Source organism: Kocuria sediminis, assembly GCF_009735315.1.
Taxonomy (GTDB): Bacteria; Actinomycetota; Actinomycetes; order Actinomycetales; family Micrococcaceae; genus Kocuria; species Kocuria turfanensis.
This window is the reverse complement of the sequence record NZ_WOGU01000001.1, coordinates 339,761-359,280: the sequence shown is the minus strand read 5'-3', so window position 1 is coordinate 359,280 and position 19,520 is coordinate 339,761. Positions and strand designations below refer to the sequence as shown.

At 75.6% G+C, this 19,520-nt stretch carries 13 protein-coding genes; 4 read left to right on the top strand and 9 right to left on the bottom strand.

Features of this window, described 5'->3' with window-relative positions:
• Window positions 1–12 precede the first annotated feature (12 nt).
• The 8 genes from GMA12_RS01660 to ftsY form a co-directional block, all read right to left on the bottom strand.
• Window positions 13–687 carry a response regulator gene (locus GMA12_RS01660; RefSeq protein ID WP_156266494.1) on the bottom strand — a complete coding sequence of 225 codons (675 nt, stop codon included), beginning with the start codon at window positions 685–687 and terminating at the stop codon, window positions 13–15.
• Window positions 684–2,213, bottom strand: coding sequence for a sensor histidine kinase (locus tag GMA12_RS19470; protein ID WP_206064618.1), 1,530 nt, complete (start codon window positions 2,211–2,213; stop codon window positions 684–686). The genes GMA12_RS01660 and GMA12_RS19470 overlap by 4 nt, the downstream gene beginning before the upstream one ends.
• 118 nt (window positions 2,214–2,331) lie before the next feature.
• Entirely contained in the window at window positions 2,332–3,654 is a 1,323-nt protein-coding gene (locus GMA12_RS01650; RefSeq protein ID WP_156266492.1) for a hypothetical protein, read from the bottom strand.
• A 73-nt stretch (window positions 3,655–3,727) separates the two neighbouring features.
• A complete protein-coding gene (locus GMA12_RS01645) occupies window positions 3,728–4,213 on the bottom strand; it encodes an NUDIX domain-containing protein (RefSeq protein WP_156266490.1) in 486 nt (161 codons plus the stop codon).
• Window positions 4,214–4,220: 7 nt separating this feature from the next.
• Window positions 4,221–5,801, bottom strand: a complete 1,581-nt coding sequence (gene ffh, locus GMA12_RS01640) for a signal recognition particle protein (protein ID WP_162459337.1) — start codon at window positions 5,799–5,801, stop codon at window positions 4,221–4,223.
• Between the two features lie 246 nt (window positions 5,802–6,047).
• Window positions 6,048–6,386, bottom strand: coding sequence for a P-II family nitrogen regulator (locus tag GMA12_RS01635; RefSeq protein ID WP_047805187.1), 339 nt, complete (start codon window positions 6,384–6,386; stop codon window positions 6,048–6,050).
• A 51-nt stretch (window positions 6,387–6,437) separates the two neighbouring features.
• Window positions 6,438–7,751: an ammonium transporter gene (locus GMA12_RS01630; protein WP_370829879.1), complete on the bottom strand. Its 1,314-nt coding sequence runs from the start codon at window positions 7,749–7,751 to the stop codon at window positions 6,438–6,440.
• Between the two features lie 207 nt (window positions 7,752–7,958).
• On the bottom strand, window positions 7,959–9,104 hold the full coding sequence (gene ftsY / locus GMA12_RS01625; RefSeq protein ID WP_170301013.1) for a signal recognition particle-docking protein FtsY: 1,146 nt from the start codon (window positions 9,102–9,104) through the stop codon (window positions 7,959–7,961).
• A 79-nt stretch (window positions 9,105–9,183) separates the two neighbouring features.
• Here ftsY and GMA12_RS01620 point away from each other — a divergent pair, with 79 nt between their 5' ends.
• Window positions 9,184–10,419 (top strand): MFS transporter, encoded by a 1,236-nt coding sequence (locus GMA12_RS01620; RefSeq protein WP_162459336.1) that lies wholly within the window; start codon window positions 9,184–9,186, stop codon window positions 10,417–10,419.
• A 155-nt stretch (window positions 10,420–10,574) separates the two neighbouring features.
• Here the strand turns inward: GMA12_RS01620 and smc are convergent, their stop codons facing one another.
• A complete protein-coding gene (gene smc, locus GMA12_RS01615) occupies window positions 10,575–14,204 on the bottom strand; it encodes a chromosome segregation protein SMC (protein WP_162459335.1) in 3,630 nt (1,209 codons plus the stop codon).
• A gap of 254 nt (window positions 14,205–14,458) precedes the next feature.
• Between smc and GMA12_RS01610 the strand changes: the two genes are divergently transcribed.
• The 3 genes from GMA12_RS01610 (at window position 14,459) to GMA12_RS01600 (ending at window position 19,503) form a co-directional block, all read left to right on the top strand.
• On the top strand, window positions 14,459–15,484 hold the full coding sequence (locus GMA12_RS01610; protein WP_156266486.1) for a 3-oxoacyl-ACP synthase III: 1,026 nt from the start codon (window positions 14,459–14,461) through the stop codon (window positions 15,482–15,484).
• A gap of 129 nt (window positions 15,485–15,613) precedes the next feature.
• Window positions 15,614–18,310: an alpha/beta fold hydrolase gene (locus GMA12_RS01605; protein WP_156266769.1), complete on the top strand. Its 2,697-nt coding sequence runs from the start codon at window positions 15,614–15,616 to the stop codon at window positions 18,308–18,310.
• The gene (locus tag GMA12_RS01600; RefSeq protein ID WP_162459334.1) at window positions 18,307–19,503 is read left to right on the top strand and encodes an NAD-dependent epimerase/dehydratase family protein; all 1,197 of its coding nucleotides are present in this window, start codon (window positions 18,307–18,309) and stop codon (window positions 19,501–19,503) included. The genes GMA12_RS01605 and GMA12_RS01600 overlap by 4 nt, the downstream gene beginning before the upstream one ends.
• The last annotated feature ends 17 nt before the right edge of the window (window positions 19,504–19,520 follow it).

Sequence of the window (19,520 nt, the reverse complement as noted above, 5' to 3'; positions counted from 1 at the left end):
GGCGGAGCCCGCTCAGCCGGCCAGGCCGGCCCGGTGGGCGAAGACGACGGCCTGCACCCGGTCGCGGGAGCCCGTCTTGGCGAGGATGTTGGACACATGGGTCTTGACCGTGGCCGGGCCCAGGAACAGGCGCTGGGCGATCTCCGCGTTGGACAGCCCCTCGGAGACCAGCCGCAGGACCTCGTGCTCGCGCTCGGTGAGGGAGGCCACGATCCGCTGCTGCCCGGGGTCGGGCGGGGCGGGGGCCGGCTCCGGGGCGGCCGGGGAGGCGTCGGCGGCCAGGGCGCGGATGACGCGCAGCGTGGCCTCGGGGGCGAGCAGGGCGTGCCCGCCGGCGACGGCGCGCACGGCCTCCACGAGGTCGTCGGGGTCGGCGTTCTTCAGCAGGAAGCCGCTGGCGCCGGCCGCGAGCGCGTCGAAGAGGTAGTCCTCCCGGTCGAAGGTCGTGACGATGACGACCTTGGCGCAGCCCGTGCCCACGATCCGCCGGGTCGCCTCGATCCCGTCCATCACCGGCATCTGCACGTCCAGCAGCGCCACGTCCACGGCCCCGTTCCGGGCCGCGGCGACGGCGGCGGCGCCGTCGGCGGCCTGGGCCACGACCTCGATGTCGTCCTCGACGGACAGGACCATGGCGAAGCCGGAGCGGACCAGGGCGTGGTCGTCGGCGAGCAGGACGCGGATCATGCTCCCGATCCTCCCACCGGTGCCGGGGCTGCCGCGTCAGCCCCGTCCGGCGAGCCGTCCGCGGGCAGGGGGCAGCGGGCGCGCACCCGCCATCCGGCCCGGCCCGACCGCGGCCCGATCTCCGCCTCGCCGCCGTGCAGGCGGATCCGCTCGCGCAGTCCCTGCAGCCCGAAGCCGGTGCCCGCGGTGCCGGACCGGGGCGAGCCGCCGTCGAGCACCTCCAGCTCGACCCAGGGTCCGCCCGGGCCGCGCCCGGTGCGCAGGACGAGCGAGGCCGTGGTGGCCGTGGAGTGGCGGATCACGTTGGAGAGGGACTCCTGGGCGCACCGGAACAGGGAGAGCCCGAGGCCGGCGGGGACCCGGCCGAGGTCCCCGGGCACGGCCTCGACGGTGCGCAGGTCCACCGCGAGCCCGTTCTCGGCGTGCCGGTGCGCGAGGGCGGCGATGTCCGCGAGCCCCGGATCGGGTCCGCGGCCGGCCGGTGCGTCCCCGGTCTCGTCCTCCGCGCGCAGGACGCCGAGCAGCTGGCGCATCTCCCCCACCGCCGCGCGGCTGGACTCCTCGACGGTGCGCAGGGCCGCCGCCGCGGCCGTGGGGTCCCGGTCCAGGACCTTGCGGGCGGCGCCGGCCTGGATGCCGATCACCGAGACGTGGTGGGCCACGACGTCGTGCAGCTCCCGGGCGATGCGCATCCGCTCGTCGACGACGGCGCGGCGGGCGATCTCCGCGGACTGCTCGCGGATCCGCTCGGCCTGGCCCGCCAGGCGGTGCCGCTGCAGGGCCGAGCGCCAGGAGGCCCGGCCGGCGAGCACCGCGCCGCCGAAGTACACGACGTTGACCAGACCGGCGTGCAGCTGGACGGCCAGGACCTGCGGCAGCGGCCCGTCCACCGGTTCCTGGGCCTCGACGATCTCGGCGTAGGCCTGGGTGATCGTCAGCTCCACGACCAGCCACAGTGCCATGCACCCGATCACCGCGGACAGGGCGATGAGCATCGCGCTGCGGTCGCGGGCCCAGGCCACCGCGGCGTACAGGGCCGCGAAGTACGCGACCTGGTAGGCCAGCAGGAAGGCCGCCGCGATGCTGATGTAGTAGAAGGCGAAGAACAGCACCGAGGAGACGAGGAGCACGCCGACCGGGAACCGGCGCCGCACCGCGAGCGGGAGGATCAGCGCGCTCACGCCGACGTACATCAGCCACGGCTCCTCCGTCTCCGGCACGCCCACGTAGCTGTGCATCAGCACGGCGCTGAACAGGGCCACCGCCAGGAAGGCGGCGGTGCCGAGGACGTCGTGGCGCCGCTGGGCGGGCGTGGGCCCGGGGCGCTCCCAGAAGGGGTCCTCGGGGTCGTTCAGCCAGGCCGTGAACCGGTCGGGGAACGGCAGCCGCGGCGCCCCGGCCGGACCGTCACCGGTGCCGTGGCCGGTGCCGGGAGCCTCCGCGGCGTCGACGCTCCGCTGGAGGGGGCCGGGAGGGACCGTGAGGTCGGGGACGGTCCCGGGGTCGGTGCTGGATGGAGTGTGCACGCCACCACGCTAGCCCGGCCGGACCCCGCTCCGGGTCCGTCTGCCGAGGGAGCCCGGTGCCCGGTCCGGGGCCGGCGGGACCCCGCTCCGGGTCCGTCTGCCGCGGGCCTGCCGCGGGTCAGCCGCGGTCGAGGCCGAAGAAGCGGCGCCAGCGCGCCCGCGCGCCGGGCGCCGGGGCCGGCCCGGCGAGCAGCTCGGCGGCCGGGGAGTCGTCCGCGGCGACCGTGCCGGGGCGTGTGCCGGCGCGCCGGTGGCGGGCCCCGCGCAGCGCGGCGTAGTAGGCGCTCTCGGCCGCGGCGTCGGCGAGCAGCGCCGCCGAGAGGGTGCCGAGCACGCGCGCTCCGGACCCGCCGCGCCTGGCGGCGCCGGCGAGCCCCACCCCGAGGGCGGTCTCGGTGCCGGCCAGGGCCAGCAGCAGCTCGGGCCGGCGCACGAGGGCGCGCTGGTAGCGGGCGAGCAGCCCGTCCCCGGTGGGCTCGATGGTGAGACCCTGCAGGAGCGCGGCGCCCACGGCCGCGGGCTCGTAGTGCTCGGCGCCCTCGAGCTCGGTGATCTCGCGGCTGCCCTCCACCACCTTGGCGGCCAGCGCGGGCAGGCCCAGCAGCTGCAGGACGGACTCCAGGACCAGGTCGGTGGACTCGCCCAGCACGTAGTTGCGCAGCCGGTTCGTCTCGGCCGGGTCGAGGTCGAAGACCGAGGCGACGGACTCGGTCTGCAGCTCCGAGGTGCCGCCGGCGCACAGCCGGACCAGGTCGCGCTCGAACCGCCCGGCGGGGGTCTCCTCCGCCTCGGCGCCGGCCCCGCCGGTGGGCCGCCACTCGGGGCCCCACTCGAGGGCGCACACGGCGTCGGCGGCCTCCAGATCGGTGACGGACGCCGGGTCCTCCCCGGCGAGCAGGACCTCGAACGAGCGGGTGGCCCCGTCCGAGGACAGCGCCACGGCCGTCTCGGCGAGGCCGGTGCGCACGGTCCAGAAGTCGACCTCGGCGTCGAAGACCACCACGGACCAGCCGTGCCGGGAGACCGCGGTGAACCCGGTGCCGGACAGGGCGGCCAGCACGGGCAGGTCCGGGGCGTCCAGGTGGACCAGCAGGACCCGGCGCAGGCCGGGGTGCTCGGGCTGCAACCGGTGGCCGGTGGCCCGGGCGAGGGCGCCGGCCAGCTCGTCGAGGGTGCCCCCGGCCTCCACCGAGCCGTCCGCGGCGGCGCGGGCCAAACGGCCCTCGGCGTCGGCGAGGAACATCAGCTGCGTGGCCCGGGGGCCCTCCGCGTAGGCGCTGATCAGGCGGTGCCCGGCGATGACCGCGCGCATCTCCTCGCACGAGGGCCGGGGCTCCGTGGCCTGCGCGGCGGGGGTCTCCGTCGCGCAGACCACCGTGGCGGGGACCAGGTCCCACGCGGAGGTGGAGGACGCGACGTCGTCGGCGGGGAGTGAGGTCATGGCGTCCATGCTACGCCGTCGGGCCGACCGTCCCGGGGGCCGGCACGGGCACCCGGGACGCGCCCGGAGGGGCTCAGCGGGGGCCGTCGACGAGCTCCGCCACCGTTCCGTCCGCCAGGGCGTCCAGGGCCGCGCGCAGGCGGTGAGCCAGCCCCGGGCGCAGGTACGCGTCCAGCTCCTCCGGCGCCGTCCAGCGGTGGCTGAGCAGTTCCTCCTCCTGCACCGTGATGGGGGTGTCGGCGTCGATCACCCCGCCGTCGTAGACGAAGGAGACCGAGTCCCCCCAGATGCCCATGGCCACCCCGTGGGCCACGACGAGCAGCCGGCCGGGGGCCAGGTGCAGACCGACCTCCTCGACGACCTCCCGGAAGCACCCGGTGCGGGGGTCCTCCCCCGCCTCCACGGTGCCGCCGGGAACGGTCCAGTCCGACTTGTAGTTGGGCTCGACGAGCAGGACCCGGCCCCGCGGGTCGCGGATGAGGGCCTCGGCGGCCAGGCGCCGGGTGGGCAGGGAGTCGACGAACTTCTTCAGCTCGGGCTCGGAGAGGTAGGAGCTCATCGGGGCGTCACTTCCCCAGGAACTTCTCGAAGCCCTTGGGCAGGTTCAGGTCCGCCGGGTCCGGCTGGGCCTGCCCGGCGCCGAACGCCGAGCCGGCGGGCGCCTTCTGCTTGCGCTGCTGCTCGAGGGCGGCGTTCTCCTGGGCGCGCTTGGCGGGGTTGCCCGAGCGGGAGCCGCCCTTCTTCGCGGAGCTCTTGCCCTTGCCCTTCTTGGCCCCGCCGCCGCCGGGCATGCCCGGGATGCCGGCGGGCATGCCCGGCACGCCCTTGCCCTGGGCCAGCCGCTTCATCATCTTCTGCGCCTGCGCGAAGCGCTCCATGAGCTGGTTGACCTCCGAGACGGTGACGCCCGAGCCCTTGGCGATGCGGGCGCGCCGGGATCCGTTGATGATCTTCGGGGCGACGCGCTCGTGCGGGGTCATGGACCGCACGATGGCCTCGACGCGGTCGATCTCGCGCTCGTCGAAGTTCTCCAGCTGCTCGCGCATGCCGGCGGCGCCCGGCATCATCATGAGCATCTTCTTCATCGAGCCCATCTTGCGCAGCTGCTGCATCTGCACCAGGAAGTCCTCGAAGGTGAAGTCCTCCTGGTCGGTGAACTTCCGGGCCATCTTCTCGGCCTCGGCCCGGTCCCACTGCTTCTCGGCCTGTTCGATCAGGGTGAGGACGTCGCCCATGTCGAGGATCCGGGAGGCCATGCGGTCCGGGTGGAACTGCTCGAAGTCGTCGACGTTCTCGCCCGTGGACGCGAACATGATCGGCTTGCCGGTCACCGACGCGACGGACAGGGCCGCGCCGCCGCGGGCGTCGCCGTCGAGCTTGGAGAGGACCACGCCGGTGAAGTCCACGCCCTCGTTGAACGCCTGCGCCGTGTTGACGGCGTCCTGGCCGACCATCGCGTCGATGACGAAGAGCACCTCGTCGGGCTGCACCGCGTCGCGGATGTCGCGGGCCTGCGCCATGAGCGCTTCGTCGATGCCCAGGCGCCCGGCGGTGTCCACGATGACCACGTCGTGCAGCCGCGCGCGGGCCTGGGCCACGCCGTCACGGGCGACCTGGACGGGGTCGCCGGTGGGGTCGTCGAACTCGGAGGTGGTGCCCGGGTGCGGGGCGTAGACCGGGACCCCGGCGCGCTCCCCCACGACCTGCAGCTGCGTGACCGCGTTGGGGCGCTGCAGGTCCGAGGCCACGAGCAGGGGCCGGTGCCCCTGGCCCTTGAGCCACTTGCCGAGCTTGCCGGCCAGGGTGGTCTTGCCGGCGCCCTGCAGGCCGGCGAGCATGATGATCGTGGGGCCGGTCTTGGCCATCCGGATCCGGCGGGTCTGCCCGCCCAGGATGTTCTGCAGCTCCTCGTTGACGATCTTCACGACCTGCTGGCCGGGGTTCAGCGCCTCGGAGACCTCCAGCCCGAGGGCGCGCTCCTTGACCGCGGCGGTGAACTCGCGCACGACCGGGACGGCGACGTCGGCGTCGAGCAGGGCGCGGCGGATCTCCCGCACGGTGGCGTCGACGTCCGCCTCGGTCAGGCGGCCCTTGCCCTTGAGGTTCTTGAAGGTGGCGGTCAACCGGTCGGACAGTGAATTGAACACGGGTCGAAAGCTGCTTTCGTCGAGGGAGTCGGCCGGTGCGCCGCGGTCTGCGCCGCGGGCCGCGGCCCGGCCCGGTGTGGCGGGTCAGTGTCCAAGGTTAGCAACTCCGGGCGGCCCCGGCCCCGCCGCCGTCACGCGACGGACACGACGGCGGACACGACGGCGAACCCGACGGGGGCGCGTGGGCGAACACGACGGCGGCCGGCCCCCTCCCGCGGGAGGGGGCCGGCCGCGGGGACCGAGCGGTCAGAGCGCCGTCTCGTCGCGCTCGCCGGTGCGCACCCGCACGGCCTGCCGGACGTCGGTGACCCACACCTTCCCGTCGCCGGCGCGGCCGGTGTTCGCCGAGGAGACGATGACGTCGACGATGTCCGTGGCCTGGTGGTCGTCGACGAGGATCTCCACGCGGACCTTCTCCAGCAGGTCCACCGTGTACTCCGCGCCGCGGTAGACCTCGGTGTGCCCGCGCTGCTGGCCGTAGCCGTGCACGTTCTGGACCGTCATGCCCTGGACGCCGTAGGACTCGAGCGCGGACTTGATGTCCTTGAACTTCTCCGGGCGCACGATCGCGGTGACGAGTTTCATGGAAGAGCTGCCTTTCGTGGGGGTGGGATGCGTCGGGCGCCGTCGCACGGCTCAGCCGCGCACCGGCTGGGAGCGGCCGGACTCGAAGGCGGCGGCCTCCTCGCCGGCGGCGTGCCGGCCCGGGGTGAACGAGCCCGTGGCGTCCCCGGCCAGGGCGTAGCCGGACTCGGCGTGCTGGGTGATGTCGATGCCGTCGATCTCGTCCCGCTGGGGGATCCGGAAGCCGATGGTCTTGTCGATGACGAAGGCGATGACGAAGGTCAGCACGGCGCAGTAGAGCACCGAGACGAGCACCGCCACGACCTGGGTGAGCAGCAGGCCGAAGCCGCCGCCGTAGAACAGCCCCGCGGTGCCCTCGGACGGCAGCGCCACGAAGCCCAGGGCCACGGTGCCGACGACGCCGGAGACCAGGTGCACGCCGATCACGTCCAGCGAGTCGTCCATGCCCATGCGGTACTTGAGCCCCACGGCCAGCGCCGAGCAGATGCCGGCCACGAAGCCCAGCGCGATCGCCCACACCGGGGAGACGTTGGCGCAGGCCGGGGTGATGGCCACGAGCCCGGCCACGGCGCCGGAGGCGGCGCCCAGGGACGTGGCGTGGTGGTCGCGGATCCGCTCGGTGAGCAGCCAGCCGAGCATCGCCGCGGAGGGCGCCACGAGGGTGTTGATCCAGATCAGCCCGGCCTGCTCGGCCGTGCCGGCCGCGCCGGCGTTGAAGCCGAACCAGCCGAACCACAGGATGGCGGCGCCGAGCATCACCAGCGGCAGGTTGTGCGGGCGCTGGCTCGGGTCCTTGCCGAAGCCCTGGCGGGCCCCGACGATCATGATGAGGATCAGCGCCGCGACGCCGGCGTTGATGTGCACCACGAGCCCGCCGGCGAAGTCGATGGCCTCGCCGAGGGCGGAGCCCACGGCGCCGTCCTCGGTGAGCAGCCCGCCGCCCCAGACCATGTAGGCCAGCGGCGCGTAGACGAGGGTGGCCCAGACGGGCACGAAGACGGCCCAGGCGCCGAACTTGGCGCGGTCGGCGATCGCCCCGGAGATCAGGGCGACGGTGATGATGGCGAAGGTCCCGCCGTAGGCCGCGCCGAGGAGGTCCTCGCTGCCCAGGATGTCGGCCAGGGCGAAGGAGGGCACCGGGCTGCCGGTGACCCCGCCCAGGAGCGGGTCCCCGCCGCTCATCGAGTAGCCCCACAGCACCCACACCACCGAGACGATGGCGATGGAGATGAAGCTCATCATCATCATGTTCAGGACGCCCTTGGCCCGGGTCATCCCGCCGTAGAACAGCGCCAGTCCGGGGGTCATGAAGAAGACCAGGGCTGCCGCGACGATCGTCCACACGTGTCCAGCAGTGATTTCCACGATGTGCACCTCTCTCTGAAGGTTGGTCGGTCACCGGTGCCACTGGCCCGTTCCCCGCGGGGCCGTCCGGTGCTCACCGTTCACCTCGAGTGTCCGAGAGAGATGTTTCGTCCGCCGCCGCGCCGGGTTGCGGACATGTTTCGGGCCCGCCGCAATGATGACGCGCGTGTAAATTGCGGCGGGCCCGTGGGGCGTTCGGGGGACGGGTCAGTCGAGCAGGGCGTCCACGAAGCCCTCCGCCTCGAAGGGGGCCAGGTCGTCCGGGCCCTCGCCCAGGCCGATGAGCTTGACCGGGACCCCGAGGCTCTTCTGGATGGCGACCACGATGCCGCCCTTGGCGGTGCCGTCGAGCTTGGTGAGGACGATGCCTGTGACGTCCACGGCCTCGGAGAACACGCGAGCCTGGGTCATGCCGTTCTGCCCGGTGGTCGCGTCGATGACCAGCAGGACCTCGTCGATGACGGCGGCCTTCTCCACGACCCGCTTGATCTTGCCGAGCTGGTCCATCAGGCCGGCCTTGTTCTGCAGCCGGCCGGCGGTGTCGATCATCACGACGTCGACCTCCTGCTCGATGCCGGCGACCACGGAGTCGTAGGCCACGGAGGCGGGGTCGGCGCCCTCGACGTCGGAGCGCACCGTGGGCACGCCCACGCGCGCCCCCCAGGTGGAGAGCTGGTCGGCCGCCGCGGCCCGGAAGGTGTCGGCCGCGCCCAGCAGCACGTCCTTGTCCTCGGCGACGAGCACGCGGGCGAGCTTGCCCACGGTGGTGGTCTTGCCGACCCCGTTGACGCCCACGACGAGGACGACGGCCGGGACGGGGCCCTTGCGGGACACGGCCAGCGACCGGTCCAGCGTGGGGTCCACGAGCTTCACGAGCTCCTCCCGCAGCATGGCCTTCACGTGCGCGGGGTCGCTGGTGCCCTCCACGGTGACCCGGCGCCGGAGAGACTCCACCAGCTCCATCGAGGCGTCCGTGCCGAGGTCGGCCAGCAGCAGCGTCTCCTCGATCTCGTCCCACACGTCCTGGTCGATCCGGTCGCGGGAGAGCAGGGCGAGCAGGCCCTTGCCGAGGACGTTGTTGGACCGGGCCAGCCGCCCGCGCAGGCGCGCCATCCGCGACGACGCCGACTCGGGCCGGTCCAGCGCCGGGCGGGTGTCGGCGGGCGGGGCCGGGGCGGTGCCGGGCTCCAGGTCCCCGGGGGCCTCGCCGGGGCCGCCCTCGAGGTCGTCGGCGTCCCGGGTGGAGGGGTAGCCGCCGCGGGGCGCCTTGGGGCCGCGCAGCAGCACGAGGCCGAGCAGACCCAGGACCACGACGGCGATGAGCACGTATACGAGAACGGGTATCGAATCCACGCCTCCCAGCTTCTCACACCACCCCTGGCGGGACCCGGCGGCGGGGGCCGTGCGCGCCCCGGAGTCCTAGACTCGACGGGTGCCCGTTCAGCCTCCCGCCCCCGCGCCCGAGCGCGACCGCGTCCCCCAGCAGATCACGGTGCTCATCGCCGCCGCCTTCGTGATCGCGATCGGCTACGGGATCGTGGCGCCCGTGCTCCCCCAGTTCGCCACGACCTTCGGGGTGGGGGTGGCGGCGGCCTCGGCCGTGGTCAGCGTCTTCGCCGTGGCCCGCCTCCTGTTCGCCCCGGCGGGCGGGCGGATCCTGAACCGGATCGGCGAGCGTCCCACCTACGTGACCGGGGTGCTGATCGTGGCGCTGTCCTCGGCGGCCACCGCGTTCGCCCAGAGCTACTGGCAGCTGCTGCTGTTTCGGGGGCTCGGCGGGATCGGGTCGGTGATGTTCACGATCTCCGCGATGGGCCTGATCGTGCGCCTGGCCCCGCCCCGGATGCGGGGCCGCGTCTCCGGCTATTACGCCTCGGCGTTCCTGGTGGGCGGGGTGCTCGGCCCGGTCGTGGGCGGCCTGCTCGCCGGGCTCGGGATGCAGGCCCCGTTCCTGATCTACGCGGGCGCCCTGCTCGTGGCGGTGGCCGTGGTCCACTTCCGGCTCAAGGACGAGGTGCTCGGCGCCGGCCGGGACCGGAGGAACCAGCCGGTCATGACCGTGGCCGAGGCCCGGCAGGTGGGCGCCTACCGCTCCGCGCTGGTCTCCAGCTTCGCCAACGGCTGGACCGCCCACGGGATCCGGGTGGCCCTCGTGCCGCTGTTCGCGGTCGCCGTCCTCGGGGCGGGCTCCGCGGTGGCCGGCCTGGCGCTGGCGGTCTACGCCGCCGGCAACGCCCTGGCCCTGCCGGTCACCGGCCGGCTGACCGACCGGTTCGGGCGCAAGCCGCTGGTGCTCTCCGGGCTGCTGGTCAACGGGGTCGCCACCATGGGCCTGGGCCTGGTCCAGGACGTGCCGTGGTTCGTGGTCCTGTCCCTCGTGGCGGGCATGGGCTCCGGGACGCTGAACCCCGGTCAGCAGGCCACCGTGGCCGACGTCATCGGGCCGGACCGGGCCGGCGGGCCGGTGCTCGCGCGCTTCCAGATGAGCGCCGACGCCGGGCAGATCCTGGGCCCCGTGGTCGCCGGCGCGCTCGCCGACGCCGCCGGCTTCGGCTGGGCCTTCGGCGTCTCCGGGGCGATCATGCTGCTCGCGGCCGGGGCGTGGCTGCCCGTGCGGGACACCATGGAGCGCCCCGACACCGCGGCGGCGCGCCCGGCCCGGCCGTAGGCCCGCCCGGGCGCGGTGCCGCGGGATACGCGACCGATCGATGCGTGACCGGTCGATGCGTGACCGGTCGATGCGTGACCGGTCGATGCGTGACCGGTCGATGCGTGATCGATCGACGGGTGACCGATCGACAGGTGACCGGGCCGGTGCCGGGCTCAGCGCAGCTCGGCGAGCCGCTGCCCGATCACGGTGGTGACCCCGTCCCCGCGCATGGCCACCCCGTAGAGGGCGTCGGCGATCTCCATGGTCCGCTTCTGGTGCGTGATGATGATCAGCTGCGAGGTCTCCTGCAGCTGGCGGAAGATGCTCAGCAGCCGCCCGAGGTTGCGGTCGTCCAGGGCCGCCTCGACCTCGTCCATCACGTAGAACGGCGAGGGGCGGGCCTTGAAGATCGCCACGAGCAGGGCGATCGCCGTCAGGGAGCGCTCGCCGCCGGAGAGCAGGGACAGCCGCTTGATCTTCTTCCCCGCCGGGCGCGCCTCCACGTCGATGCCGGTGCTGAGCATGTCCGTCGGGTCGGTGAGCCGCAGCCGGCCCTCGCCGCCGGGGAACAGGGTGGCGAAGACGCCCTCGAACTCCCGGGCGGTGTCGGCGTAGGCCTCGGTGAAGACCCGTTCCACGTGCTCGTCCACCTCGCGCAGGATGCTGCGCAGGTCCTGCCGGGAGCGCTTCAGGTCCTCGAGCTGCTCGGCGAGGAAGCGGTGCCGCTCCTCGAGCGCCGCGAACTCCTCCAGCGCCAGCGGGTTCACCCGGCCCAGCGAGGCCAGCTCCTTCTCGGCCCGGCGCAGCCGCCGCTCCTGCTCGGCCCGCACGAAGGGCGCTCCCGCCACGGCGCCGAACAGGGCGTCCTGCCCGTCCGCCGCGTCCTCCGGCTCCTCCGTCCCGGTCCCCGCGTCGGGGTCGGGGATCGGCAGGTGCGGCCCGTAGTGCTCCACGAGCGCGTCCGGGGTGAGGCCCAGCTCCTCCAGGGAGCGGGCCTCGAGGGCCTCGATCCGGGTGCGCTGCTGGGTCCGGGCCAGTTCGTCACGGTGCACGGAGTCGGTGAGCTCGGCGACGCGGGCGGCGATCCGGTCGTTGGCGCCGCGCAGCTCCGTCAGCTCCGCGTCCAGGCCGGCGCGCACGGCCTCCGCCCGGTCCCGGTCCCCCGCGGCGGCGGCCACGGACGCCTCGACCCGGACCAGCAGCTGCTCGGCCGCGGCCAGCACGGCCTCGGCGTTGCGGGCCTGCAGCCGGCGGCGGTGCGCCCGGCGCTCGGCCTCCTCCCGGGCCCGGCGCTCGGCGGCGGCGGCCCGCTCCTGGGAGGCGGCCCGGTTGCCCAGTGCACGGGCCTGCTCCTCGAGGGAGCGCAGGGCCAGCCGCGCCTCGGTCTCGGCGGCGCGGGCGGCGGTGGCGGCGCGGTGCAGCTCCTCGCGGCGGGCGGCGGCCTCCAGCTGGGCGTCCTCGGTGTCCTCCTCGCCGAGCTCCTCGGCCGCCTGCAGGCGGTCGGCGACCTCGCGCAGGCGGTGCTGCTCCGCGGCCAGGTGCCGGTCCGCGGCGGCGACCTGCTCCTCGAAGCGGCCGGTCTCCGCCGCGGCCGAGTCCAGCACGGCCCGGACCCGGGACAGCTCGGAGGCGGCCCGCTCGGCGCTGCGCTCGGCCGCGCGCAGCGTCGCCGCGGCCTCCTGGGCCCGCCGGCGGCCGGCGTCGCGCTCCACGCCCGCCGCGCGCGCCGCGGCGCGGGCCCGCTCCAGGGCGGCGGCGAGCCGGGCCTGCTCCTGCTCGGCGCGCTCGGCGGCGGCGCGGGTCTCGAGCGTGCCGGCGGCCTCCGCGGCCCCGCCCCAGGCGGTGGCGGCGGTGAACACGTCGCCGTCGCGGGTCACCGCGGTCAGCCCGGGCCGGCCGGCCACGGCGCGGGCCGCCGTGGCCGCGTCCTCCGTGAGCACGGTGCCGACCAGCAGGGCGCGGACCGCGGCCGCGCCGCGCCGGGCGTCGTCGTCCGCTCCCCCCGCCCCGGGCCCGAGGACGGCGGCCGCGGGCCGGACCCCCGCCAGGGCCAGGACCTCCGGCGGGACGGGGACCTCCCCCGGCCCGGCGCCGTCGGCGACCAGGAGGTGGACCCGGCCCACCCCGTCGCCGCGCAGGGCCTCGAAGACCGAGACGGCCGCGCCGTGGGAGCGCACGGCCAGCGCCTCCGCGAGCGGGCCCAGGGCGGCGGTCACGGCCCGCTCCCACCCGGGCTCGACGCCCACGAGGTCGACGACGGCGCCCAGCACGGCGTCCGCGTGGCGCTCGCGGACCGCCGTGGAGCCGTCGGGCTGGCGCAGCGCGGCGCGCAGGGTCTCGGCACGGGCCCGCTGGGCGTCGTGGGCGCGCAGCAGCTCCTGCGCCGCGGCCTCCGCCTCCCGGGCGGCCGCGCGGGCGGTCCCGGCCGCGGCGTCCGCCGCCTCGTGCTCGGCGCGGGCACGGTCGGCGGCGCCGGCGGCCTCGCGGGAGGCCAGGGCGAGGCTGTCGGCCTCCGCGCCCGCCCGTTCCCGCCGCCCCCCGGCCTCGGCGCGGGTGCCGTGCAGGCGGGCGAGCTCGTTCTCGGCCGCCTCCACCCGGGAGCGGGCCGCCGCCACGGCGCCCGTCAGCCGGGCCAGGCCCTCGCGCCGGTCGGCGGCCGCGCGCAGGAGCCCGGTGACCACGGCGTCCTGGGCCCGGGCGGCGGCCTCGGCGGCCTCCCGGTCCTCGATGGCCGCGGCGAGCCCGTCCGTGGCGTCCTCGACCTGCTCGAGCAGCAGGTCCTGCTCCGCGCGGGTGCGGGCGGCCTGCGCGGCGAGCCGGTCCGGGTCCCGGGCCGGCTCGGCGGGCTCGGCGGCCGGGCCCAGCAGCCGGCGCCGCTCGGCGGCGAGCGAGGCCAGCGACCGGTAGCGCTCCTGCACCGCGGTGAGCTGGTACCAGGTGTCCCGGGCGGCGTTGAGCGCGGGCGTCGCGCGCGCGGCGCGGGCCTCGACGTCGGACTGCCGGGCGCGCCCGGCGTCGAGGTCCTGCTCGGCCTGCGCGCGCTCGGCGCGCAGCCGGCGCTCGAGGTCCTCGTCGACCGCGAGCGAGGTGCGGGCCCGGACGAGGTCGTCGGCCAGCAGCCGCGCCCGGGCGTCGCGGACGTCGTGCTGGATCCGCTGGGCGCGGCGGGCCACCCGGGCCTGCCGCCCCAGCGGGGTCAGCTGGCGGCGGATCTCGGCGGTGAGGTCCTCGAGCCGGTCGAGGTTGGCCTGCATGGCCTCCAGCTTGCGCAGCGTGCGCTCCTTGCGGCGGCGGTGCTTGAGGATCCCGGAGGCCTCCTCGACGAACCCGCGGCGCTCCTCGGGCGTGGCGTGCAGGATCCGGTCCAGCTGGCCCTGGCCCACGATGACGTGCATCTCCCGGCCGAGCCCGGAGTCGGAGAGCAGCTCCTGGATGTCGAGCAGCCGGCAGGCCCGCCCGTTGATCGCGTACTCGGAGCCTCCCGAACGGAAGAGCGTGCGCGCGATCGTGACCTCGGAGTACTCGATCGGCAGGGCGCCGTCGGCGTTGTCGATGGTCAGGGCCACGTGGGCGCGGCCGAGCGGGGCCCGCCCGGCCGTGCCCGCGAAGATGACGTCCTCCATCTTCCCGCCGCGCAGCGACTTGGCGCCCTGCTCCCCCATGACCCACGACAGGGCGTCCACCACGTTGGACTTCCCCGAGCCGTTGGGCCCGACGACGGCGGTGACCCCGGGCTCGAACTCGAAGGTGGTGGCCGAGGCGAAGGACTTGAACCCCCGCACGGTCAGGGTCTTCAGGTGCACGGGCGGCCGGTCTCCTGGGCTGGGGGTCGGGGGTCGCCCCCACTGTACTCGGGCGCGTCCCGGCGCGGCGGCGCGGTCCGGGCAGGGGCGGGCGGGACGCAAAGCTAAGCCTGCAGAGAAACGGCGGGGCCCGGGCACCGCGCCGGCGACCGGCCGGTAGACTGACCGCGACCAGCACGACCTGCCGACCCGTGACCGCGCCTGCCCGGCGCCGGAGCGGGGCGTCGGCGAGACCCTAACGAAAGCCAGAGACCTTGACCGGTAATTCCTCGATCCGTCACCAGAACGCCGCACTCCTGGCCATCACCAAGGTCGAGGCCGACGAGGTGGTGCCCTCGTCCCACGCCGACGAGGTCCTGGAGGACACGTTCGCGCGGCTGAAGATGCCCAAGGGGCTGCTGCAGCGTCTCGCGGGCGTCAACGAGCGGCGCGTGTGGTCGCCGGGGCGGCACTTCACCGACGGCGCCGTGGAGGCGGGCGAGGCGGCGCTGGCCCGGGCGGGGGTCCGCCCCGACCAGGTGGGGCTGCTGATCAACGCCTCGGTGACCCGCGACGGCTACGAGCCGGCGGTCTCGGTGTCCGTGCACCACCGGCTCGGGCTGGCGCCCTCCGCGCTGAACTTCGACGTCACCAACGCGTGCCTGGGCTTCGTCAACGGGCTCACGATCGCCTCCACGATGATCGACTCGGGCGCGATCGACTACGCCGTCGTCGTCGCCGGCGAGGACCCGACCCCCTGGCACCGCGAGACCTACGAGCGGCTGCAGGGCCCGGACGTGACCCGGGCGGACGTGGTGCGCGAGTTCGCCACCCTGACCCTCGGCTGCGGGGCCGCCGCCGCCGTGGTCGGCCCGGCCGACCGGCACCCGGAGGGCCACCGCATCGCGGGGTCCGTGACGCGGTCCGCGACCGAGCACCACGGGCTGTGCATCGGCGGCTTCGACGGCATGTACACCGACGCCACGGGCCTGCTCAAGCACGGCGTGGGGCTGCTCGCGGACGCCTGGCACGACGCGCACCAGGACGGCTGGGAGTGGTCGGCGATGGACCGCTACATCGGCCACCAGGTCTCCATGTCCCACACCAACAAGCTGTTCCAGGACGTCGGGATCGACCCGGAGCGGTTCCCGCTGACCTTCCCCTTCTGGGGCAACGTCGCGGCCGCGGCCCTGCCCATGACCCTCGCCCTCGAGGCCGAGCGGCTCGAGCGCGAGGACCGGGTCCTGCTGCTGGGCGTCGGCTCCGGGCTCAACGCGACGTACATGGAGATCGACTGGTGATCCCCCGGCGCTGAGCGCCGCCCGATCGCACCCGCACGCCCGCACCCGACGAGGAGCCCCACGCCCATGGCACGCAGACGACCGTCCACGACCCCCCAGCACGAAGGGCCGGTCGCGGCGCGGCTGCCCATGACGGAGGTGCCGCTGCCCGGGGTGGACCCGGTCTGGTCCCGCACGGTCACGGTCGCCTCCACCGCGCCCGTGGAGCCCGTGCCCGGGCGCCGCCGCCGCTGGCACCTGCTGGACAACGCGGCCTCCCTGGAGGCGGCCGGGCTGACCCCGCGCGGCACGGTGCTCGCCGTGCACGGCAACCCGACCTGGTCCTACCTGTGGCGCGACGTCCTGGCCGCCGGCGTCGACCCCGCCAACCCCTGGCGGGTCGTGGCCGTGGACCAGCTCGACATGGGCTTCTCCGAGCGCACCGGGCTCTTCCGCCGTTTGGACGACCGGGTCCGGGACCTGGCCGACCTCACCGCCGAGCTCGGCCTCGACGACGCCACCACGCCCGTGGTGACCCTCGCCCACGACTGGGGCGGACTCATCTCCTCCGGCTGGGCGCTGGAGCACCCGCACGTGCACCGCGGCGTGGTCCTCACCAACACCGCCGTCCACCACGACGGCGCCGAGGAGATCCCCGCCTCCCTGCGCCTGGCCCTGGCCCCGGCCGCCCACGGGCTGCTCACCGAGCGCACCACGGCCTTCCTCGACGTCGCGCTGGCGCTGGCGCACCCGTCCCTGCCCGCGGACGTCCGGGCCGCCTACCGGGCCCCGTACGCCACGCGCGCCCGGCGCGAGGCGATCCGCCACTTCGTGGCCGACATCCCCGTGCCCGCCGACCACCCCTCCCACGCGCGCTTCGAGCAGATCGCCGCCGGCGTGGCCGGGATGGACGTCCCCGCCCTCCTCCTGTGGGGCATCGGGGACCCCGTCTTCCAGGAGCGCTACCTGCAGGACCTGATGCGGCGGCTGCCGCACGCCGACGTCCACCGCTACGAGGGCGCCCAGCACCTGCTGCCCGAGGCCCGGGACATCGCCGGCCCGGTGATGGCCTGGCTCGCCGACCGCTTCGGGCCCGACCCCACCCGGCGCGAGCTGCACGTGCAGCGCCGCGCCACGGCCCGGGGCGCCCACGTTCCCTTCCACGCGGAGCTCGAGCAGCGCCGCGCCGACCTCGGCCTCGCCGTCGTCGACATGGCCCCCGGCACCGAGACCTCCGGCCCGCCGGCGAGCACGGCCCCGGTCAGGGCGAGCCTGAGCTGGGCGGAGCTGGCCGACCGGGTCGACCGCCTCGCCGCCGGTCTGGCCGGCATCGGGGTGCGTCCCGGGGACCGGGTGAACCTCATGGTCCCGCCGGGCTCGGACCTCACCGCACTGCTCTACGCGTGCCTGCGCGTCGGCGCCGTCGTCGTCGTCGCGGACACCGGGCTGGGCCCCAAGGGGCTCACCCGGGCGCTCAAGGGCGCCGCGCCGGACTGGCTCGTGGGCATCCGCAAGGCCCTGGTCGCCGGGCGGGCGCTGGGCTGGCCGGGCACCCGGATCTCCCTGGAGCGCCTCGACCCGGTCTCCCGCCGCGCCCTCGGCGTGGCCCACGACGTCCCCGGCCTGCTGGAGTCCGCGCCGCGGGCGGACCTGCCCGCCCCGGACCCCGAGGCGGACGCCGTGGTGCTGTTCACCTCCGGGTCCACCGGCCCGGCCAAGGGCGTGGTGTACACCCACCGCCAGCTCTCCGCGATGCGCGACGCCGTGCGCGGCACCTACGGCCTGTCCGCCGGCACCGGCCTCGTGGCCGGCTTCGCGCCGTTCGCCCTGCTCGGACCGGCCATGGGCACCACCTCGGTGACCCCGGACATGGACGTCACCGCCCCGAAGACCCTCACGGCCCGGGCCCTGGCCGACGCCGCCTCGGCGATCCGGGCGACCGCGGTGTTCCTGTCCCCGGCCGCCATCACCAACGTCCTGGCCACCGCGCACGAGCTCGACGAGGGCCAGCGGCTGGCCCTGGCCCGCGTGGAGCTGGTGCTCTCGGCCGGGGCGCCGCTGCCGGAGGCGCTGCTGGAACGGTTCCAGGAGCTGGTGCCGGCCGCGACCCTGCACACGCCCTACGGCATGACGGAGGGGCTGCCCCTCACCGACGTCACGCTCGGCACGATCCGGCAGGCCCGCCGGGACGGCACCGCGGCCGGGGGCTCCCCCGTGGCCGGTGCCGGCAACGGCGTGTGCGTGGGCACCGCCGTGCACGGGGCCGAGCTCGGCGTCACCCCCCTCGGCCCGGACGGCGTGCCCGGCGACGAGATCACCACCGCGGCCGGGACCACCGGCGAGATCGTCGCCCGCGCCCCGCACGTGAAGGACCGCTACGACCGCCTGTGGGTCACGGAGCACCGGAGCACCCAGCTGCCCGGCTGGCACCGCACCGGGGACGTGGGGCACGTCGACGCCGCCGGCCGGCTGTGGGTGGAGGGCCGCCTGGCCCACGTGATCGTGACCGCCGGGGGGGTGCGCACCCCGGTCGCCGCCGAGCACGCGGCCCAGACCGTGCCGGGGGTGGGCCGCGTCGCCGTGGTCGGCGTGGGCCCGGCCGGCGCCCAGGTGCCCGTGGCCGTCGCGGAGACCGTTCCGCCGGCCCCGCGGCCCGGACCCGCCGATCCCCTGCTGACCGGCGCCGTGCGCGAGGCCGTGCGGGAGGCGACCGGCATGGACCTCGCGGCCGTCCTGGTGCTCCCCGAGCACCCCACCGACATCCGGCACAACTCCAAGATCGACCGAGCCCTGCTGGCCGGGTGGGCGGACGCCGCCCTGGCCGGAGGAAGGATCAGGAACCCGTGAACGGCAAGCACCGCAAGGACGGCCCGCACGACGAGAAGGTCCCCGCCTACGACGCCGCCGTGACGGAGAGCGCCCCGCCGGCCGGCACCGGCAGCCACGAGGTGGACCGCGGGCCCCGGGAGCTGGAGGGGCGCGGCCGCACGGTGCTCGTCACCGGCGCCTCCGGGATGCTCGGGGAGCACGTGGCCCGCCTGCTGCGCAGCCGGAACTGGACGGTGCGGCTGCTGCAGCGCGGGCACGCCGCCCTCGCCGACCATCCCGGCGTGCAGGAGGTCCTGGGCTCCGTGACCGACCCCGACGCCGTGGCCCGCGCGCTGGAGGGCGTCGACGACGTCGTCCACCTCGCCGCGAAGGTCTCCTTCGCCGGGGACTGGGACGAGTTCGTGCTGACCAACGTCACGGGCACCCGGGTGCTGCTGGAGACGGCCCGGCGCGCGGGCGTGGACAACGTCGTGTTCGTCTCCTCCCCCTCGGTCGCCCACACGGGCGTGTCCATCGTGGGCGAGCCGGCCCGCCCGGCCGACCCCGTGCACGCCCGCGGCGACTACGCCCGGTCCAAGGCCGCCGCGGAGCTGCTCGCGCTGGAGGCGGACGGCCGGGGCCTGCGGGTCACGGCCGTGCGCCCCCACATCGTGTGGGGCCCCGGGGACACCCAGCTGGTCGAGCGCGTGGTGGACCGGGCCGCCCGGGGCCGGATGCCGCTGCTGGACCACGGCGCGGCGCTGATCGACACCACCTACATCGACAACGCCGCCGAGGCGATCGTGCGGGCGCTGGAGCGGATCGAGTGGTCGCACGGGCAGGCGCTCGTGGTGACGAACGGCCAGCCGCGCACCGTGGGCGAGCTGATCTCCGGATTCTGCCGGGCGGCGGGCGTGCAGCCGCCGACCCGCCGGGTCCCCGGCGCGGTGGCCCGCGTGGCCGGGAAGCTCATCGAGAAGCTGTGGGCGCTGCGGCCGGGGGCCGACGAGCCGCCGATGACGGCGTTCCTGGCCGAGCAGCTGTCCACGGCGCACTGGTTCGACCAGCAGACCACCCGCGAGGTGCTCGACTGGACGCCGGCCGTGACGATCGAGGAGGGCATGCGGCGGCTCGCCGAGTACTACCGCACGCACCCGCTGGGCGCCGACGACGCCCCGCAGCCGGCCACCGGCTCCACCGCCGCCGAGGCCGCCTCGACCGAGATCCGCTGAGCCGACATCCGCTGAGC